The sequence below is a fragment of the Streptomyces sp. NPDC099050 genome, from assembly GCF_044759865.1.
Taxonomy (GTDB): Bacteria; Actinomycetota; Actinomycetes; order Streptomycetales; family Streptomycetaceae; genus Streptomyces.
This window is the reverse complement of sequence record NZ_JBIWAE010000003.1, coordinates 242,928-263,173: the sequence shown is the minus strand read 5'-3', so window position 1 is coordinate 263,173 and position 20,246 is coordinate 242,928. Positions and strand designations below refer to the sequence as shown.

Sequence of the window (20,246 nt, the reverse complement as noted above, 5' to 3'; positions counted from 1 at the left end):
ACGTCCGTGCCCACTGGTACTCGCCTCCCTGCCGGCGGCCCGCCCGCGGTCGGGCGTCCGGCGCCCTCCCGGGTCGTCGCGCAGGCCCGGCGGCGGCGGATCGTGGGTCTGCTCGCCCTCCTCGCGGTCCTCGTGGCCGCGGCCCTGGTGTCCCTGGCCGTCGGCGCGCGGGCGCTCAGCCCCGCCGAGGCGTGGCACGGGCTCTTCGCGGATGCGGACCCCGACCAGAAGCTCTCGGAGGCCCGGCTCATCATGCGGACGGTACGGGTGCCCCGTACGGTCCTCGCGATCGTGGCGGGCATCGCCCTGGGCGTCGGCGGGGCGCTGATCCAGGGGTACACGCGCAACCCCATCGCGGACACCGGCCTGCTCGGGGTGAACACCGGAGCCTCGTTCGCCGTGGTGTCGGCGATCGCGCTGCTCGGGTTCACCGACCCGTTCCAGTACGTCTGGTTCGCCTTCCTGGGCGCCGCGCTCGCCGGTGTCGTCGTGTTCGGGCTCTCCAGCATCGGCCGGGGCGCGGGCAATCCGCTGACGCTCGCCCTGGCCGGGCAGGGCGTCACGGTGTTCCTGATGGCCATGACGACGGCGGTCGCGCTGTCGGACAAGGCTGCGCTGAACGCGCTGCGGTTCTGGAACGCGGGGTCGGTGGCCGGCGTCGGCTTCGACGTGATCTGGCCGGTGACCGCCTTCATCGTGGTCGGGCTGGTACTGGCGCTGGCCACCCTGCCGTCCGTCAACCTGCTGAACCTGGGCGACGACGTGGCCCGGGGGCTGGGCGTGAACATCACGCTGATCCGGACCGTCGGCATCGTCGCCATCACGCTGCTGGCGGGCGCGGCCACGGCGGCGTGCGGGCCCATCGCCTTCCTCGGGCTGATGGTGGCGCACGTGGCCCGCTACCTGGCCGGGCCCGATTACCGCTGGCTGGTGCCGTACGCGGGTCTGCTCGGCGCGGTCGTCCTTCTGGTCTGCGACATCGTGGGACGCGTAGTGGTGCGGCCGGGAGAGCTGGAGGCGGGCATCCTCGTCGCTCTTCTCGGCGCTCCCTTCTTCGCGGTCCTGGTGTGGCGGGGAAAGTTCAAGAGCGCATGAACCTGACAGTGGTCAAGCCGGCCGACGAGCCCGCCGACGAGCCCGCCGAGGATCCGGCCAAGGATCTCTCCGGCAAGCCCTCGGTCGCGCCGGGTGTGCGGCTCGGCGGCATGTCCTTCGTCTGGCGGCCCAGGATCGTGCTGGTCACGCTGCTGCTGGCGGCGGCGGCCTTCCTGGCGTTCTGTCTGTCCATCGCCGTGGGGGACTTCCCCCTCGGCCTGTCGCAGGTGGTGGCCACCCTCTTCGGCGGCGGCGAGCAGGTCGACCAGTTCGTGATCATGGACCTGCGCATGCCGCGGGCCCTGGCCGGGCTCGTCGTCGGCGTCGCGCTGGGGATGTCCGGGGCGATCACCCAGTCCATCGCCCGCAATCCGCTGGCCAGTCCGGACATCCTGGGGATCACCGGGGGCGCCAGCGCGGTCGCGGTGTGTCTGGTGACGGTGTCGGGCGGGGCCACGGCGGCGGTCGCCGGCTCCGTGGGGCTGTCCGGGGCGGCGCTCGCGGGAGGTCTCGGCACCGGGCTGCTGGTGTACTTCATGGCGTGGCGGCGCGGGGTCGACGGCTTCCGGCTCATCCTCATCGGCCTCTCGGTGAGCGCCGTGATGGAGGCCATCACGACCTGGCTGCTGGTCACCGCCGACATCAGGGACGTGGCGCGGGCCCAGGCCTGGCTGGTCGGCTCCCTGGACAACCGGTCGTGGGGCGAGGTGTCGGTGGCCCTCTGGGGCACGCTCGCCCTCGCGGTGGTCGTGGCGTGCGTGGCCTTCCAGTTCAAGCCGCTGCACTTCGGCGACGACGTGGCCGCCGGTCTCGGCGTCCGGTTCACGCTGGTACGGGCCGTCCTGCTGCTGTGCGCCGTGCTCCTGGCCGGCTTCGCGGTGAGCGCGGCGGGACCGGTCCCGTTCGTCGCGATGGTGGCGCCGCAGGTGGCGCTGCGTCTGACGAAGTCGCCCACGCCGCCGTTGGTGGCCTCCGCGGTGGTGGGCGCGCTGCTGCTGATCGGCTCCGACCTGGTCGCCCGTACGGCACTGCCCATCACCCTGCCGGTCGGCGTGGTCACGGCCGCGATCGGCGGGCCCTTCCTCATCTACCTCCTGGTGCGGGCGAACCGCCGCTAGGTGATAGAAAGGTTAGGCAAGCCTAAATAGAGGGGGAGCCGTGGTCGCTCAGTCCATCACCGGGGTCCAGTCAGGGACCGAGGGCGTCCCGCGGTTGGCGGCCAAGGGCGTCACGGTCGGGTACGGCGACCGGACCGTCATCGACTCGCTCGACGTGTCGATCCCCGAGGGCGTGGTGACCACCATCATCGGCCCCAACGGATGCGGCAAGTCCACCCTGTTGCGGACCCTGTCGCGGCTGCTCAAGCCGACCAGCGGATCCGTGGTCCTGGACGGCGAGGACATCGCCCGGCTGCGGACCAGGGACGTGGCGAAGAAGCTCGGCCTGCTGCCCCAGGCGCCGGTCGCGCCGGAGGGCCTGACCGTGGCCGACCTGGTCGCCAGGGGCCGGCACCCGCACCAGAGCTGGCTGCGCCAGTGGTCCTCGGACGACGCCTCCGTCGTGGAGCGCGCGCTGGCCATGACGGGGGTGGCCGACCTGGCCGACCGGCCCGTCGACGCCCTCTCCGGAGGTCAGCGTCAACGCGTCTGGATATCCATGACCCTCGCTCAGGGCACCGACCTGCTGCTGCTCGACGAGCCCACCACCTATCTGGACCTCGCGCACGCCGTCGACGTGCTCGACCTGGTCGACGACCTGCACGAGTCGGGATGCACCGTGGTCATGGTGCTGCACGACCTCAACCTGGCCGCGCGCTACAGCGACAACCTGATCGTGATGAAGGCCGGTTCGGTCCTCGCGCAGGGGCATCCGCGCGAGGTGCTGAGCGCCGAACTGCTGCAGGAGGCATTCGGCCTGCGTGCCATGGTGATCGACGACCCGGTGGGCGACCGGCCGCTCGTGGTGCCGATCGGGCGGAGGCACGTCCAGAGTGTGGGAAGTCGGAGCGCGGGCAGCTGAAACCAGAGCGTTACAACTTAGGCTAGGCTTACCTCACTTCCCCGGGGTATGGTTTGCCTGCCCTAAGTGGGGCCGTAGTGGACAGCATGAAAGCAAGGGATTCCGGATGCTCCTCGACCGAACGACACGCAACAAGCCCTGGCGGCAGCTGGCGGCCACCGTGTCCGCCGCGGCCCTCGGTGTAGGCCTCCTCGCTGGGTGCGGTTCCGACTCTGCGTCCACCACCGGCAAGGACAAGAAGGACGACACCGCCAAGGCCCCGGCCGCGACCGGTGCGTTCCCCGTCACCGTCGAGCACTTCTTCGGCTCCACCGAGGTCAAGAAGGCCCCCCAGCGGGTCGTCACCGTCGGCTACACCGACGACCAGAACGTCCTCGCGTTCGGCATCAAGCCGGTCGGCATGGTCGACCAGTACCCGAACCCGGCCGGTCAGAGCCCCGACATCAACACCCAGTGGCCCTGGGTGAAGGACAAGTGGGGCGAGACCAAGCCCGAGGTCATCATGAACAACGGTGACGCCGGCCCCAACTTCGAGAAGATCGCGGCCCTGCGCCCCGACCTGATCATCGCGGTCTACTCCGAGGTCGACCAGGCCGCGTACGACAAGCTGTCGAAGATCGCCCCGACGGTCGGCCGCACCAAGGCCGAGAAGGAGCCCTTCAGCGCTCCGTGGCAGGACAACGCCCTCCAGATCGCCAAGGCGGTCGGCAAGGAGACCGAGGGCAAGGCCATGATCCAGGGCATCCAGGACAAGCTCGCCACGGTCAAGAAGGCGCACCCCGAGTTCGCCACCCAGACGGCCGTCGCGGTGTCCTGGTACAAGGACGCGGTCAACCCCTTCACCACCACCGACGTGCGCGGCCAGCTGCTGACCGGCATGGGCTTCAAGGGCCAGACCGAGCTCGACAAGATCTCGGGCGGCAAGTTCTCCTTCGCGCTCTCCCCGGAGCGCATGGACCTGATCGACGTCGACCGCGTCTTCGTCATCAACGACAAGGCCGACACGGACGCGCTGAACAAGTTCGACCTCTTCGCCAACCTGAAGGTCACCAAGGCCAAGAAGGTGTCCTACCTGCTGGACAGCGAGGGCCCGGCCGTCGGTGCGGCCGTGTCCCAGGCCACCCTCCCCGCCCTGCCCTTCGCCATCGACGAGCTCGTCAAGTCGGTCGGCTAGGTGTGAGCACCACGGAGACTCGGGTCGCCCCGGCAACCCTGCGTACGACGACCGGACGTGAAGCAGCCCGATGGGTCGCGGCGAACTGCCGCACGATGCCCTGGCTGACGTCCGGAGCCGTACTCAGCACGGTCGCCGGGGCGGCTCTCCAGATGCTCCCCGTCCTGCTGCTCGGCCGGGTGGTCGACGGAGTGACCGGGGGCGAACCGCGTTCGATCCTGCTCACGATCGGGGCCTGGATGGTGGCCGCCGCGCTCTTCGGCGCGGCGGCCACCGCCCTGTCCGCCTACCTGATCGGGCGGCTCGGCGCCGACCTGCTCGCGGGCCTGCGCGAAGGCGCCGTACGGGCCGTCCTGGGCATGCCCAGCGCCCGGGTCGAGCAGGTGGGCCGCGGGGACGTGCTCTCCCGGGTCGGCGACGACGTCGCCGTCCTGTCCAAGGGCATCCGCTCGGCCATCCCCACGGTGTTCTCCGCGGGGGTCCTGGTGACCATCGCCACGCTCGGCATGTTCGGCCTCGACTGGCGGCTCGGCCTGGCCGGCGCCTGCGCCCTGCCGGCCTACGCGCTGGCCCTGCGCTGGTACCTGCCCCGCTCGGCCCCGCTCTACCGCAAGCGCGCGGTGGCCCAGGCCGAGCGCGCTCAGGCCCTGATCAGCGGTCTGAACGGCATCGAGACGGTCCGGGCGCACCGCCTGGAGGAGGCCTTCCGCGAGAAGGTCTCCGCCGATTCGCGGCGGGTGCGGGACCTCGGCATCGAGGTGTTCCACTTCTTCGGCCGGTTCGTCGGCCGGGAGAACCGGGCGGAGTTCATCGGCCTCACCCTGATCCTCGTGGTGGGCTACGTCCTGTTGGAGACCGGCTCCGCGACCCTCGGTGAAGTGGCGGCGGCGCCGCTGGTGTTCCACCGCCTGTTCACCCCGCTGGGCGCCATCATGTTCACCTTCGACGAGGCCCAGAAGTCGGGCGCGAGCCTGACCCGGCTCGTCGGGGTGCTGGCGGAGTCCACGCAGGACCGGCTGGTCGGGGATTCGACCGCCGCGCAGGCGGACCGGGACGCGTACCCGGTGACGGTGGAGGGGCTGACGTTCCGTTACCCCGGAGCCGAGGAGCCGGTGCTGAGCGACGTCAGCCTGACGATCCCGGCGGGCGGCTCGCTGGCCCTGGTGGGCGCGACGGGGGCCGGCAAGACGACCCTGGCCGCGCTCATCGCCGGCATCGGGACCCCGGAGGCCGGATCGGTGCGGATCGGGTCGACCGACCTCGCCGATCTGGACGAGGCCGCGGCGCGGGCGCTGGTGAGCATCCTGACCCAGGAGACGCACGTGTTCTCCGGGCCGCTCGCCGACGACCTGCGACTGGCCGCGCCGGAGGCGACCGACGCCGAACTGCTGGCCGCGCTGGGCACCGTAGGGGCGGCCGAGTGGGTCGACGCGCTGCCCGAGGGTCTGGACACGGCGGTCGGCGAGGGCGGTGCGCGGCTGGACGGCACCAAGGTCGCCCAGGTCGCGCTGGCCCGGCTGGTGTTGGGCCGGGCTCCCGTGGTGGTGCTCGACGAGTCCACCGCGGAGGCGGGCAGCGAGGGCGCCGCCGAGCTGGAACGGGCCGTACTGGCCGCCTGTGCCGGGCGGACCACGCTGTTCGTGGCCCACCGGCTGACCCAGGCGGTGGCGGCCGACCGGATCGCCGTGCTGGACGCGGGACGCGTCGTGGAGCAGGGCACGCACGAGGAGTTGGTGGCCCTGGGAGGCCGCTACGCGCGACTCTGGCGGGCCTGGAGAGACGCTAGTTAGGGCACCCTAATTTAGGTTAGGCTGGCCTTGCTACCTTGGAAGGGTGTTGAGTCTTCAATGATGGAACCGAGCGCTCGTCTCGTGCTGATCTCTCCTACGCGCCTGGCAGACGTGTGCCGGCGTACCGGCGGATACTCCGACCGGACCATCGCCGAGGCCTGTGCCATCGGGCTGTCGTACTGGGCGACGGGCGAGAGCCCCGACGGCATCGACCTGACCCCCGGCACGCTCTTCGCGGACGTCCTCGGGTGGGTCGACAACGGCGGTAGCGCGCGCGGTGGTTGGGAGACCGGCGGTTGGGAGGCCGGCGAAGCCGCCCCGGACGGCTGGGCCATCGCGGTCCCCGCGAACGTCCCGCAGTCCGGCGCCCAGCTCGCGCTGGACGACCTGGCGGACTTCCCCGACCGGCCCCTCGGCACCATCAGCCCGTCCACTGTGGCGGAGCGGCTCACGACCCTGGCCGAGTGGAACGACAACGCGGCGGACCGGGTCCGGCCGACCATCGTGGAGATGTTCCGCGAACAGGCGCGCCTGAGGCCGGACGCGGTCGCCATCGTCGACGAGCACCGCTCGCTGACCTACCGCCAGGCCGCGGAGCTGTCCGCGCAGCTGGCCCACCACCTGATCGGCCGCGGGCTCGGCTCCGAGCAGGTCGTGGGCATCTCGCTGGGCCGCTCCGCCGACATGGTGATCGGCCTGCTCGGCGTGCTCCAGGCCGGCTGCGCCTTCGTCCCGCTCGACCCGCAGTGGCCCGCCGCGCGCCGCGCCGTCGTCATCGACGACGCGCGGGTCGTGCTGCAGCTCAACGACTCCGGCGAGCACGACCCCGCGGAACCGGCCGCCGCCGCCGTCGACCTCGACGACTGGCGGTACGCCGACCAGCCCGCCGGGGACACCGGAATCACCGCGCACGGCAACTCCCTCGCCTACGTGATCTTCACGTCCGGTTCCACCGGCCGCCCCAAGGGCGCGATGATCCGCCACGAGGCGATCAGCGAGCGCCTGCTGTGGCAGGTCGAGGAGATCCTGGGCTTCGGCCACGACGACGCCTCGCTGTTCAAGGCGCCGCTGTCCTTCGACATATCCATCAACGAGATCTTCCTCCCGCTGGTCTGCGGCGGCCGCCTCGTCGTCCTGCGGCCCGGCGGCGAACGAGACCCGCACCACCTGCTCGGCGTGATCGCCGAACACCGCGTCACCTTCACCTACCTCGTCTCCTCCATGCTGGATGTCCTGCTGGAGATCGCCGGCGACTCCGACCGCCTCGACAGCATGCGCCACGTGTGGTGCGGCGGCGAGGTGCTCACCCCCGAGCTGTACGAGCGGTACCGCACCCGGCTCGACATCCCCATGTACCACGGCTACGGCCCGGCCGAGACGACCATCGGCGTCTCCCACGTCATCTACCGCGGCGAGGCCGAACGCCTGTCGACCTCGATCGGCAAGGCCAACCCCAACACCCAGCTGTACGTCCTCGACGACGAGCTGCGCCCCGTCCCGGTCGGCGTCGGCGGCGAACTCTACGTCGGCGGCTTCCTCCTGGGCCGCGGCTACGTGAACGCACCCGGTCTGACCGCCTCCCGGTTCGTGGCGAACCCCTTCGCCACCGACGGCTCCCGCCTCTACCGCACCGGCGACCTCGCCCGGTTCGCCCCCGACGGCTCCCTGGACTTCCTCGGCCGCGCCGACAACCAGATCAAGATCCGCGGCATGCGCCTGGAGCTGGAGGACGTGGAGGCCGGCCTCGCCGAGCACCCCGCGGTACGCCACACCTGCGTCATCGCGAAGAAGAACAGCGCGGGCGGCACCTACCTGGTCGGGTACGTGATCCCGGCCGCCGGAGCCACGGAGCTGCGGGCCGACGAGGTCAAGGCCTGGGCCACCGCGCACATGGTCGAGTACATGGTGCCCGCCCACATCGTCGTGATGACCGAGTTCCCGCTCACCGCGAACGGCAAGCTCGACCGGCGCGCCCTGCCCGAGCCCGAGATCGTCACCGGCGCGTCTCTCCGGCCCTCCACCGACGAGGAGCGCGCCGTGTGCGCGGCCGTCGCCTCGGTGCTGCGGCTGGAGGAAGTCGGCGTCGACCAGGACTTCTTCCAGCTCGGTGGAGACAGCATCCTCGCCATCTCCCTGCTGAGCGCGCTGCGCGAAGCGGGCCTCTACGTCACCGCGGGGCAGATCTTCGCCAACAGCGTCCTGGGCGCCCTGGCGGCCGTCGCCGGCCGCGAGGACCCGGCCCGGGTGGACCACGCCGACGTGGCGACCGGTCCCGTCGTGGGATCGCCCATCGTCCAGTGGCTCGGCCGGACCACGGACGCCGTCGACGGCTTCGTCCAGGCGGTCGTACTGAACACCCCGGCGGACCTCACCGCCGACGCCCTCGGCCCGATCCTCGACTCCGTCGTCGCCCGGCACGACATGCTGCGCGCCCGGCTGGTGCGCGGGGACCGCTGGAGCTTCGACATCCCGGAGGCCGGCGGAGCCACGGCCGACTGGCAGGAGAGCGACGGGCCGCTCGACGCGTGCGTCGCCCTCGCCACCGCGGGACTGGACCCGGACGGCGGCGTGATGCTGCGGGCCGTCTGGCGCCGCGAGGCCCGCCAGCTGGTCCTGGTCGCCCACCACGTGGTCATCGACGGCGTGTCCTGGCGGGTCCTGATGGAGGACCTGGCCACGGCATGGCGCCAGTTCTCCGCGGGCACGCAGATCGAACTGCCGGCGGTGGGCACCTCGTTCCGGCGCTGGACCCAGCTCCTGGGAAGCGCCGGGTTCGACGCGGACCGCGCCCACTACGAGCGCCCCCTGCCGGGCCCCGACGCACCGCTGGGCAGGCGCGCCCCGTCCGAGGCCGACACGGTCGAGCGGGAGCGGCACCGGATCTTCACCGTCGGCTCCGAGGCCACGGCAGCGCTGCTGGGCGAGATCCCCGCGAAGTTCCACGCGGGCGTCAACGACGTCCTGCTGACCGCGCTCGCCGTCACCCTCGCCCGGTGGCGCCAGGGCCGCGGCCAGGAGCAGACCTTCGCGCACATCGAGCTGGAGGGCCACGGACGCGAAGGCCGCCACGTGGCGGGCGCGACCGGCATCGAGCCGGAACTCTCCCGGACCGTCGGCTGGTTCACGACACTGTTCCCGGTGACCGTCGACCCCGGCACGGCCGGCGACTTCACCGACCCCCGCTACCTCGCCGCCGCGCTGAAGGCGGTCAAGGAGGACCTCGCCCGCGTACCGAGCAACGGCGTGTCCTACGGCGCCCTGCGCTACCTGGCCGACGCCGCCTTCACGGCCCCGGCACCCCAGGTCCTCTTCAACTACCTGGGCCGCTTCGACGCGGGCGCCTCGGGGGACTGGCAGCTCTCCGGAACCACCGGCCAGCTCGGCGAGAAGCGCGACCCGAGGATGCGCCTGCCGCGCGCCCTGGAGTTCAACGCGATCGCCGAACCCTCCGCCACCGGCGCGTACGAACTCGTCACCACCCTCTCCTGGCCCGACGGGATGTTCACCGACGAGGACATCGAGGCCATCGGCGGGTACTTCCAGGCGGCCCTCACCGCCCTGGCCGCACTGGAGGAGGGCGGCCACTCGCCCAGCGACTTCCCGCTGGTACGGCTGACCCAGGCCGACGTCGACGCCCTCGACGGACCCGAGCTGCGCGCCGTCCTGCCGCTGACCCCGCTCCAGGAAGGCCTGTACTTCCACTCCGTCTTCGACGACGACTCCGCGGGCAGCTACGTCGAACAGCAGCTGCTGACGCTGGAGGGCGAGCTCGACCCGGCCCGCCTCGCGGCCGCGGCCACCCGGCTGCTCACCCTGTACCCGAACCTGGCCGCACGGTTCACGGCCCTCGCCGACGGCCGCGTCGTCTCCGTCCTGGAGAGCGGCGCCGAGGCGCCCTTCACCACCCTGGAGCGGCCCGGCATCACCGACGCGGAACTCCACGACCTCGCCGAGCGGGACCGCCGCGCCGGATTCGACCTGGCCACCGGCCCGCTGATGCGGTTCACGCTGGTCCGCGACCCGGAATCCGGCCGCGACGTCCTCGTGCAGACCGTCCACCACATCATCGCCGACGGCTGGTCGGTGCCCCCGATGCTGCGGGCGCTCCTCGCCGAGTACCACGCGCCGGGCAGCACCTACGCGCTGTGCGGCTTCCCCGACTACGTCGGCTGGCTCGCGGAGCGCGACGCCGACGAGAGCGACCGCGTATGGGGTGCCGAGCTCGCCGAGCTGTCCGGCCCCTCGCTGGTGGCCCGGGAGCACACCCCGTCCGACCGGTTCGCCGACACCTCCGTGGAGCCGGGGCTCGACATCGACGCCGCCGCCCGGTCGGCCGGCGTACCCCTGAGCGTGGCCGTGCACAGCGCCTGGGCGGTGACCCTGGGCGGGATCCTGCACTCCGCCGACGTGGTCTTCGGCTCCACGGTCTCCGGCCGCGACGCCGACGTCCCCGGCATCGAGGACATGGTCGGCCTGCTCATCAACACCGTCCCGCTGCGTGCCCGGTGGTCCGCCGCCACCACGGCGCGCGACCTGCTCGCCTCGGTCCGCGAACACCAGGGCGCCGTCCTGCCCCACCAGCACGTCTCGCTGGCACGGATCGGCCGCCTGGCGGGCGTCGGCTCCCTCTTCGACACCCTCGTCGTGTTCGACGTGGCCACCGACGTGGCCGCCCTGCGCCGCACCGGCGACACCCTCGCCGTCACCGGCCTCGTCAACGAGGGAGCACCGCACTACCCGCTGACCCTGGTCGTGGAGCGGGCCCTCGACGGGCGCCCGCGCTTCAACCTGATCTACGACGGCGAACTGCTCCGCGAGAGCAGCGCCCGGGACGTCCTCAACCGGTTCGCGGACACCCTCACCGCCCTGCTCACCCGGCCGGACGCCCCCGTCGGCGACCTGGCGCCGGAGGACGGCAGGACCCCCGTGCGGATCGCCCCGACCACCCTCGGCGCCCTCTTCGACGCCGCGGCGCGGCGGGACCCGGCGGCCACCGCCGTCACCCAGTGCGCGCTCGACGGCACCACCCGCTCGCTGACCTACGGCGAACTCGCCGACGCGAAGGACGAACTGGCCGCCGCCCTGCGCGCGGCCGGGGTCGGCCCGGGCCGGCGCGTGGCCGTGGCCGTCCCGCGCACCATCGAGCAGGTCGTCGCCCTGGTCGCGATCGTCAGCGCGGGCGGCGCCTACGTCCCGCTCGACACGGCCTACCCGGACGAGCGGCTGGAGTACGTCCTCGGCGACGCCGCCCCGCAGGCCGTCCTCGTGGACCCCGGTCAGCGCGCACGCTTCACGGCCCTGCTGGAGCGGGCGGGAGTGCCCGCACGTGTCCTCGTACAGGGCGACGAACTGCCGCAGGAGGCCGCCGGGACGGGCGAGGCCACGGCGTCCTCGACGGAAGAGGTCAGCTGGAACGACCCCGCCTACGTGATCTACACCTCCGGGTCGACCGGCAGGCCCAAGGGCGTCGTCGTCCCGCACTCCAGCGTGGTGGCGCTCCTCGCCAACACCCAGCCCGACATGGACTTCGGTCCCGACGACGTCTGGGTCCAGTTCCACTCCTACTCCTTCGACTTCGCGGTCTGGGAGCTGTGGGGAGCCCTGGCGCACGGCGGTGAGCTGCTCGTGCCCGACTACGGCCTGACCCGCTCCCCGGTCGACTTCCACCGCCTCGTCCGCGAGCGCGGCGTGAGCGTGCTCAACCAGACGCCCTCGGCCTTCTACCAGTTCGTCGAGGCCGACCGGCACGCGGGGGAGCCCCTTCCCGCCCTGCGCCGCGTCATCTTCGGCGGCGAGGCGCTGGACCTCGGGCGGCTGCGCGGCTGGGTCGAGCGGCACGGCACCGCCTCGCCCGAGCTCGTCAACATGTACGGGATCACCGAGACCACGGTCCACGTGACCCACCGGGTGCTGACCGACGAGGACTTCGCCTTCGGCGACGAGGTGAGCCCCATCGGCGGGCCCATCCCGGGCCTGGTCACCCACCTGCTCGACGACCGGCTCCGGCCGGTGCCGCCGGGTCAGGTCGGCGCGATCTACGTCGCCGGCGACCAGGTGTCCCTCGGATACCTCGGGCGGCCGGGCCTGACCGCGGGCCGGTTCGTGGCGAACCCGTTCGCGAACGACGGCTCCCGGATGTACCACACCGGCGACCTGGCCGTCCGTACCCTCGACGGGGAGCTGGAGTTCACCGGCCGCGCCGACGACCAGGTCCAGCTCAAGGGCTTCCGCATCGAGCTCGGCGAGGTCGAGTCCGCGCTGCGGGACCTCGACGGCGTGGTCGACGTGGCCGTCACCGTGGCCGACAGCGGCGACCACCTGGTCGCGCACGTCGTGGGCCGGGTGCCCGGCGACCTCTCCGTCCTCCTCGCGGAGAAGCTGCCCGTGCACATGGTGCCCGGCCGGGTCCTCCCGGTGGATGCCCTGCCGCTGACCGTCAACGGCAAGCTGGACCGCAAGGCCCTGATCGAGCGTGCCGCCCGGGCCGCGCAGGACGACACCCCGGCGGACGGCGTTTCCGGCAGCGGTTCCGTCACCGGCTCCGGTTCCGTCACCGGGTCCGGTTCCGTCACCGGGTCCGGTTCCGTCACCGGGTCCGGTTCCGTCACCGGGTCCGGTTCCGTCACCGGGTCCGCGCTCGCCTCGCTCGTCGGGATCTTCGCGGACACCCTGTCCCACCCGGCCGCCGACGCCGACACCGATTTCTTCGGCGCGGGCGGCGACAGCATCATCGCCATCACCGTCGTCAACCGGGCCAGGGCGCTCGGCCTGCCGATCGCACCCCGCGACGTGTTCCTCCTGAAGACGCCGCGCGCGCTCGCCCGGCTGCTGGGCACGCGCGCACCAGAGGCCCAGGCCCCCGCCGCGGCCCCCGCGCGCCGCGAGGACGGCCCGCTGGCGCCCACGCCGATCATCCTGCGCCAGCGCGAACTGGGCGGTTCCCTCGCCCGGTTCGCCCAGGCCCGGACCGTGGAGGTGCCCGAAGGCACTGCGTTCGCCGACATCGAGCGCGCCGCGAACGCCGTACTGGCCGCTCACGCGGCCCTGCGGATGCGCCTGCACACCGAGCACGGCGTGTGGACCCTGCGCACCGAACCCGCCCGCGGGGCCACCGTGGTCCGCGCGGACACGGCCGACGCCACGGCCGCCGCCAACGAGGCCGCCGGACGGCTCGACCCGGAGACCGGGGAGGTCGCCGCCTTCACCTGGCTCGCGGCCACCGGCACCCTGGTGGTCACCGTGCACCACATCGCGGTCGACGCGGTCTCCTGGCTGATCCTGCTGGACGACCTGGCCGCCGCCCTGCGCGGGGAGCCCCTCGCACCGGCGACCACCTCCTACGCCGAGTACGCCGACGCGCTGACCCTGCGGTCCGCCGCCGGCGCCGACGACCTCGGCCACTGGGTGGACACCCTGGCGGCGCCCCGGCTGCTGCCCGCCTCCGGAGCGCTGCGCGACACCACCGTCGTCCTCGGCCCCGAGGCCGCCGACCGGGTGACGCGCACCGCCCCCGCCGCACTCGGCGTCACCCTCACCGAGCTGCTGTGCGGCGCCCTGCGCACCGCCCTGACGCGGATCCAGCCCGCGCCCACCGATCTGGCGATCGAGCTGGAGCGGCACGGCCGGGTGGCCGTGGAGGAGCACCACGACTACACCCGTACGGTCGGCTGGTTCACGGCCATCGCGCCCGTCCGGCTCACCGCGCACACCGACCCGGTCGCGGCGGCCCGCGAGCTCGCGGCGCGCCAGCCGGACGAGTCCGGGCACCTCGCCTACGGCCGGCTGCGCTACCTCAACCCGCAGACGGCCCCGCTGCTGACCGCCCGCCCGCAGGTGCTCTTCAACTACCTCGGCCGGGGCAGCGAGTCCCAGGCCCCGCAGATCACCGGCGGCGACCAGGGCAGCCCGTACGCCGTGGAGGTCAACGCCTGGACCGACGCGGCCACCGGCAGCCTGCACGCGCACTTCACCCTCGCCGAGGAGATCCCCGACGAGATCACCACCCACTGGCTGCACGCCCTGGAAACCCTCGCGGAAGCCTCCGTGACGACCGAGCGCACGGCGCCGGTCACCGCCCTCCAGCGGGGCCTGTTCTTCCAGGCCCAGCTGGCCGGCCCGGCCGGCCACTACGTCGCGCAGAGCTACTTCGCCCTCGACCACCGCCTCGACACCGACGCCCTGACCGAGGCCATGGCCGTGGTGATGGCCCGGCACCCGGTCGTCGGCGCGGGCTTCACCACCGACGACGACGGCAACCCGGTCCAGGTCCTCAAGGCGGGCCGCCGGGTCGGCGTCCACACGGTCGAGCTGTCGGGCGACGAGGAAGTCGAAGCCCTGCGCGTCCGGGACCGCAACACCGGCTTCGACCCGGCCGAGCCGCCGCTGGTCCGGCTGACCGTGATCCGGCTGCCCGACGGCCGCGACGGCCTGCTCCTCAGCTACCACCTGCTGCTGTGGGACGGCTGGTCCCGCGCGCTCGTGCTGCGCGACCTGTTCGAGGCCTACCGGGCCCTGACCGCCGGGGAACAGCCGGACAGGGCCCCGGCCGTACCGGCCTTCGAGGACCACGCACGCACGCTCGCCGACAGGGACCCGGCGCTCTCGGAGCGGTTCTGGGCCGAGCACCTGACCGGGCTCACCGGCCCGACGCTGCTCGCCGGACCGGCGCCGGCCCTCTCGGACGACCTGCCGCCCGCGCTCCTGCACACCCTGACCGCCGAACAGTCGCAGCTGCTGCGGGAGACGGCCAAGGCACACGGGGTCACCCTCAACTCGGTCCTCACCGGAGCCTTCGGCCTGCTCCTCGGCGCCCACACCGGCCGCGGGGACGCCGTGTTCGGCGTCACCGTCTCCGGCCGCGACGGCGAGGGCCTGTCCGACATCGTCGGCGTGCTGCTCAACACCGTGCCGATGTGGACGCGGGCCAGGCCCGGGGACACGGTCGGCCAGTACCTGGCGTCCGTACAGGCGGCCCGGGTCGACGCGATGGAGCACGAGCACCTGGGGCTCGGCGAGATCCAGCGGGCAAGCGGCCACGACACCCTGTTCGACAACCTGTTCGTGCTCCAGAATTTCCTGGACCTGGACGGGCTCGCGGAGATGAACGCCCGCCACGGCATCACCGAGGTGAAGTCGGACGACTCCACCCACTACCCGTTCACCTGGGTCGTCACCCCCGGCGACCGGCTCACCGTCAAGCTGGAGCACCGCCACGGCGACTCCGCCGGCGCCCGCCGCCTCCTCGACGATTACGTCGGCCTGCTCCAGGACCTGGCCCGCTCCACCGGTCCGGTGGGCGCACTGCCCGGCCTCGGGCCGGTGCCCGCGCCGGCCGGCCGTACGGACATCGGCACCGACACGGTGGTCGACCGCTTCGACCTGGCGGCGGACCGCGCACCCGAGCGGGTCGCGCTCGTCGCGCAGGGCCGCAGCATGACCTTCGCCGAACTCCAGAGCCGCAGCCGCCTGCTGGCGGGCGTGCTCGCCGGACGCGGCATCGGCCCGGAGAAGACGGTGGGCCTGGCGATCCCGCGCACGCTGGACTGGATCGTCGCGCTCTTCGCCGTACTGCGCACCGGAGCCGCGTACGTACCGCTGGAGCTGGACCACCCGGACGAGCGGATCGCCACGATCGTCGCGGACGCCCGGCCCGAGGTGATCCTCACCGTCAGCGCCGTCTCGCCCCGGCTGACCGGCGGCCCGGTCGGGTCCGGCGACCTGATCGAACTGGACCGGCCCCTTCCCCCGGCCGAGCCGCTCGTGACCTTCGCACCGGACGACCCGAACCGGCTGCGCCACCCCGCGTACACGATCTACACCTCCGGCTCCACGGGCAAGCCCAAGGGCGTCGTGACCGAGTACGCCGGACTCACCAACATGCTGATCAACCACCAGCGGCGGATCTTCGCACCGGTGCTGGCGGAGCACGGCAACCGGATCTTCCGCATCGCGCACACCGTGTCCTTCGCCTTCGACATGTCGTGGGAGGAGCTGCTCTGGCTCGCCGACGGCCACGAGGTGCACATCTGCGACGAGGAACTGCGCCGCGACGCACCCGCGCTGGTCGACTACTGCCGTGAACACGGGATCGACGTCGTCAACGTGACCCCGACCTACGCGCAGCAGCTGGCGGCCGAAGGCCTCCTCGACAACCCGGACCGGCGCCCCGCGCTGGTGCTCCTGGGCGGCGAGGCGGTCACCCCGACCCTGTGGCAGCGGCTCGCCGAGACCGAGGGGACGGTCGGGTACAACCTGTACGGACCCACGGAATACACCATCAACACCCTGGGCGTCGGCACCTTCGAGTGCCAGGACCCGGTGGTGGGCGTGGCCATCGACAACACCGAGGTCTTCGTCCTGGACCCCTGGCTGCGGCCGCTGCCCGACGGTGTTCCCGGTGAGCTCTACGTCTCCGGCATCGGCATCGCCCGCGGCTACCTCGGCCAGCCGGCCCAGACCGCGCACCGGTTCGTCGCCTCCCCGTTCGGCGCGCCCGGCGAGCGCATGTACCGCACCGGCGACCTGGTGATCCGGCGGCCGGACGGGAACCTGATGTACCTCGGCCGCACCGACCAGCAGGTCAAGATCCGCGGCCACCGCGTCGAACTGGGCGAGGTGGAGGCCGCCTTCGCCGCGCACCCGGCGGTACGGTTCACCGCCGCGGTCGCCCAGCCCGACCCGCAGGTCGACGGCGCCCACCGGCTGGCCGCGTACCTCGTGCTGACGGACGGCTCCGACCTGGCGGCGGTCGCCGCCGAGGTGGGCGCCGGGCTGCCCGACTACCTGCGCCCGACGCACTACGCCCAGGTCGACGCCATCCCGCTCACGGTGAACGGGAAGGCCGACACCAAGGCCCTGCCGGAGCCCAAGCCGCTGGGAGCGCTGACCACTTCGGGCGAGCGCGGCCCGGAGACCGAGACCGAGGTCCTGGTCTGCGAGTTCTTCGCCGAAGCCCTGGACCTGGACGACGACGAGGTGAGCGCCGTGAGCGATTTCGTGTCGCTCGGCGGACACTCCATGCTGGCCGTGCGCCTGGTCGGACTCCTGCGCCGTGAATTCGGCCCGACCATCACCATCCGCGACCTGCTCACCCTGCGAACCCCCGAAGCGATTGCCGGGCACATCGATGACAACTCCTGACGTCCACGGATCCCGCCGCGCGGGATCCGACATCCTCAAGGCCGCCGTACGGCGCAACGGCGGCGCCATGGTCTGGGGCACCGTCCTCATGGGCCTGTACCAGGCCGGCGAGACGGCCTTCCCGATCGCGCTCGGCCTGATCGTCGATCACACGATGCGCGGGCGGAGTCCCCTGGCCCTCGCCCTCTCGATCGCCGCGCTGGCCGTGATCATCACGACCGTGTCGCTGTCGTGGCGGTTCGGGATGCGCATCCTGCAGAAGGCCAACACGACCGAGGCCCACCACTGGAGGGTGCGGGTCGCGTCCTGCGGCCTCCAGCCGGTGGCCCGGGACGTGGACCTCAAGTCCGGCGAGGTGCTCACCATCGCCACCGAGGACGCCGACCAGACCGCCGACATCGTCGAGGTCGTACCGATGCTGATCAGCTCCTCGGTCGCCGTGCTGGTGGCGGCGGTCGCGCTGGGCCTGGCGGACCTGCGGCTCGGCCTGCTGGTCATGGTCGGAACGGCTCTGATCCTCTCCTCGCTCAGCGTGATGTCGAAGCGGATCGGCAGCAGCACGCAGGAGCAGCAGGCCCGGGTGGCGCGGGCGGGCGCGAAGGTGGCCGACCTGATCACCGGCCTGCGCCCGCTGCACGGATTCGGCGGCAACCACGCGGCGTTCCGGTCCTACCGGAAGGTCAGCACGGAGGCGAAGGAACAGGCCATCACCGTCGCCCGGGTGAACGGCGTCTACACGGGCACCGCGCTGGGCCTGAACGCGATCCTCGCCGCCTCGGTGACCCTGACCGCCGGCTGGCTGGCCTTCGACGGGCAGATCAGCATCGGTGAGCTCGTCATGGCCGTGGGCCTGGCGCAGTTCATCATGGAGCCGCTGCGGCTGTTCTCGGACATGCCCAAGTACGTGATGATGGCCCGCGCTTCGGCGGAGCGGATGGCCCTGGTGCTGAACGCCCCGCCGGTGGCGGCCCCGGGGACGGCCCGCCCGGCACCCGGCGGGGACCTGGAGATCGACTGCGTCCGGTACGAGTCCCTCCAGGGCCTGAAGTTCCACGTCCCGGCGGGCCGGTTCACCGCGATCGCGGCCTACCAGCCGCGGGCGGCGGCCGAGCTCGCCTCGATCCTGGCCGTGAACGTGCCGCCGGCCGCGTACGGCGGCACGGTGCGGCTCGGCGGGCAGGACCTCGCGGACCTGTCGGTCGAGGCGGTCCGCGAACTCATGCTGGTGAACCCGTACGACGGGGAGATCTTCGCGGGAACCCTCCGTACGAACATCGACCCCTCGGGCACCAGCCGCACGGTGAGCGAGGCCGTCGAGGCGTCCATGCTGACCGATGTCGTCGCCCTGCACCGGCAGGGACTCGACCACGAGGTCCGCGACCGCGGTTCGAACCTCTCCGGCGGGCAGCGCCAGCGGCTCTCGCTGGCCCGGGCACTGGCCGCGGACTCCGACGTGCTGGTGCTGCGCGATCCGACCACGGCCGTGGACGCCGTGACCGAGCAGCTCGTCGCGCGCAAGATCGCGGAGCTGCGGCGGGGTCGCACCACCGTGGTCATCACCAGCAGCCCGGCCCTGCTGGACGCCGCCGACCGGGTCCTGGTCCTGGACGACGGGGTGGTCACGGCCGAGGGCACGCACCGGCACTTGCTGGCCAGCGATCCGGCCTACTGCGCGGCGGTCACGCGCTGAGCTGATGAGCCGGTGAGCCGCTGAGCCGCTGAGCTGATGAGCCGGTGAGCCGGTGAGCCGGTGAGCCGCTGAGCTGGTGAGCGGGGAGCGGGCGAACGGAAGGGGGCCTGGTCGCCCGGCGGATCGCCGGGCGACCAGGCCCCCTTGCCGTGTCGTTGAGTGCTCAGGCCAGCGCCCAGGCCACGTCCCTGAGCAGGGCCTGCCGCCAGCCCGCACGGTCGTGGCCCGACGCGGACCGCGAGACCCGTACGGTCGCACCGGCCTGTTCCGTGAGGGCCTCGACCAGCTCGCAGTGGGGGCGCATGCGGGTCTCGTGCTCGCCCAGGTCGAAGGCGATCCGCAGCCCGGACGGGGCGGGGCGCTCGCGGAGCCGGGCCGCGATGGCGCCGCCGCGCGGACCGCCCAGCGGGTCAGGCCGGCCCACGGCCCCGGGGGTCCACCAGAACGACCCCGACTGGCAGGCGACCCGGGACACCAGCTCCGGGAACTCCGTGGCCGCGTACAGGGCGCTCAGACCGGCGAGGCTCTGCCCGGCGACGACGAGCCGGCCGGGGTCCGCGTTCACCCCGCTGTCCGCCACCAGCGGCAGCAGTTCGTCCCGTACCGCCTCCCACAGCTCGGGCCGGCAACCGAACTCCTTCTCCCGGTCCTTGGTGGGCAGGAACACCAGCGTGGCCGGGGGCATGTCGCCGGCTTCGAAGGCGGCGTCGAAGGCCGTCACGGCCGGGTGGAGGTACAGCCAGTCGTCCCCGTCGAGCAGCAGCACCACCGGGCCGCCGCCGCCCACGGGGTGGACCCGTACGGTGCGCTTGCCGCCGAGCCGTTCGCTCGCCCAGCGGATCCGGGTGCGCGGCAGGGGCAGTACGTCGTCGGCGCCCACGGCGGGCCAGTACGGCTGGGGCGGAGCGTCCGGCGTGGCCACGATGGAGCGTTCGCCGCCGGCCCGGAGCGGGTTGAGCTGATCGGGGTACGACGATCCGTCATCCGCGAGGAACCGGTACGTCACCCGGAGCCGCGCGGGCATGCGCACTTCGGCGTACCAGCAGTCCGTGTCGCGCCAGCGGAGCAGCGCCACCGGGTCCGACCAGCTCTCGAAATCGATGACCGTCGGGCTGCCGCGCCACAGGAACAGGGTGACCCAACCGCCGTCACCGGAAGGCGCGGACGCGGGAGCCGCGGCCGCCCAGAACTCATCGGTGCCGGGCGCGCCGGGCAGGCCGAACGCGGCGAAGGGGCTGTCCGAGCCGTCCTCGGCCAGGATCCGTTCGAGTGCAGGCATCGGTGCCTCCTTGTGAGGGGGAAGGGGAAACGTTAAGCTCTATAATTAGGGGAGCCTAAC

At 72.7% G+C, this 20,246-nt stretch carries 8 protein-coding genes; 7 read left to right on the top strand and 1 reads right to left on the bottom strand.

Annotation, left to right across the window (positions count from 1 at the left end):
- Positions 1-6: 6 nt before the first annotated feature.
- The 7 genes from ACIQV3_RS07020 (at position 7) to ACIQV3_RS06990 (ending at position 18,907) form a co-directional block, all read left to right on the top strand.
- Positions 7-1,095 (top strand): FecCD family ABC transporter permease, encoded by a 1,089-nt coding sequence (locus tag ACIQV3_RS07020; RefSeq protein ID WP_403710516.1) that lies wholly within the window; start codon positions 7-9, stop codon positions 1,093-1,095.
- A complete protein-coding gene (locus ACIQV3_RS07015; protein WP_403710514.1) occupies positions 1,092-2,213 on the top strand; it encodes a FecCD family ABC transporter permease in 1,122 nt (373 codons plus the stop codon). Before ACIQV3_RS07020 ends, ACIQV3_RS07015 begins: the two co-directional genes overlap by 4 nt.
- Before the next feature lie 40 nt (positions 2,214-2,253).
- Positions 2,254-3,114 (top strand): ABC transporter ATP-binding protein, encoded by an 861-nt coding sequence (locus ACIQV3_RS07010; protein WP_403710512.1) that lies wholly within the window; start codon positions 2,254-2,256, stop codon positions 3,112-3,114.
- A gap of 106 nt (positions 3,115-3,220) precedes the next feature.
- Positions 3,221-4,288 carry an iron-siderophore ABC transporter substrate-binding protein gene (locus tag ACIQV3_RS07005; protein ID WP_403710510.1) on the top strand — a complete coding sequence of 356 codons (1,068 nt, stop codon included), beginning with the start codon at positions 3,221-3,223 and terminating at the stop codon, positions 4,286-4,288.
- 2 nt (positions 4,289-4,290) lie between these two features.
- The gene (locus ACIQV3_RS07000; RefSeq protein ID WP_403710508.1) at positions 4,291-6,078 is read left to right on the top strand and encodes an ABC transporter ATP-binding protein; all 1,788 of its coding nucleotides are present in this window, start codon (positions 4,291-4,293) and stop codon (positions 6,076-6,078) included.
- A 57-nt stretch (positions 6,079-6,135) separates the two neighbouring features.
- A complete protein-coding gene (locus ACIQV3_RS06995; RefSeq protein WP_403710506.1) occupies positions 6,136-17,217 on the top strand; it encodes an amino acid adenylation domain-containing protein in 11,082 nt (3,693 codons plus the stop codon).
- Entirely contained in the window at positions 17,204-18,907 is a 1,704-nt protein-coding gene (locus tag ACIQV3_RS06990) for an ABC transporter ATP-binding protein (RefSeq protein ID WP_403710504.1), read from the top strand. Before ACIQV3_RS06995 ends, ACIQV3_RS06990 begins: the two co-directional genes overlap by 14 nt.
- Before the next feature lie 163 nt (positions 18,908-19,070).
- Here ACIQV3_RS06990 and ACIQV3_RS06985 read toward each other — a convergent pair whose 3' ends face one another.
- Entirely contained in the window at positions 19,071-20,186 is a 1,116-nt protein-coding gene (locus ACIQV3_RS06985) for an alpha/beta hydrolase-fold protein (RefSeq protein ID WP_403710502.1), read from the bottom strand.
- Between the last annotated feature and the right edge of the window lie 60 nt (positions 20,187-20,246).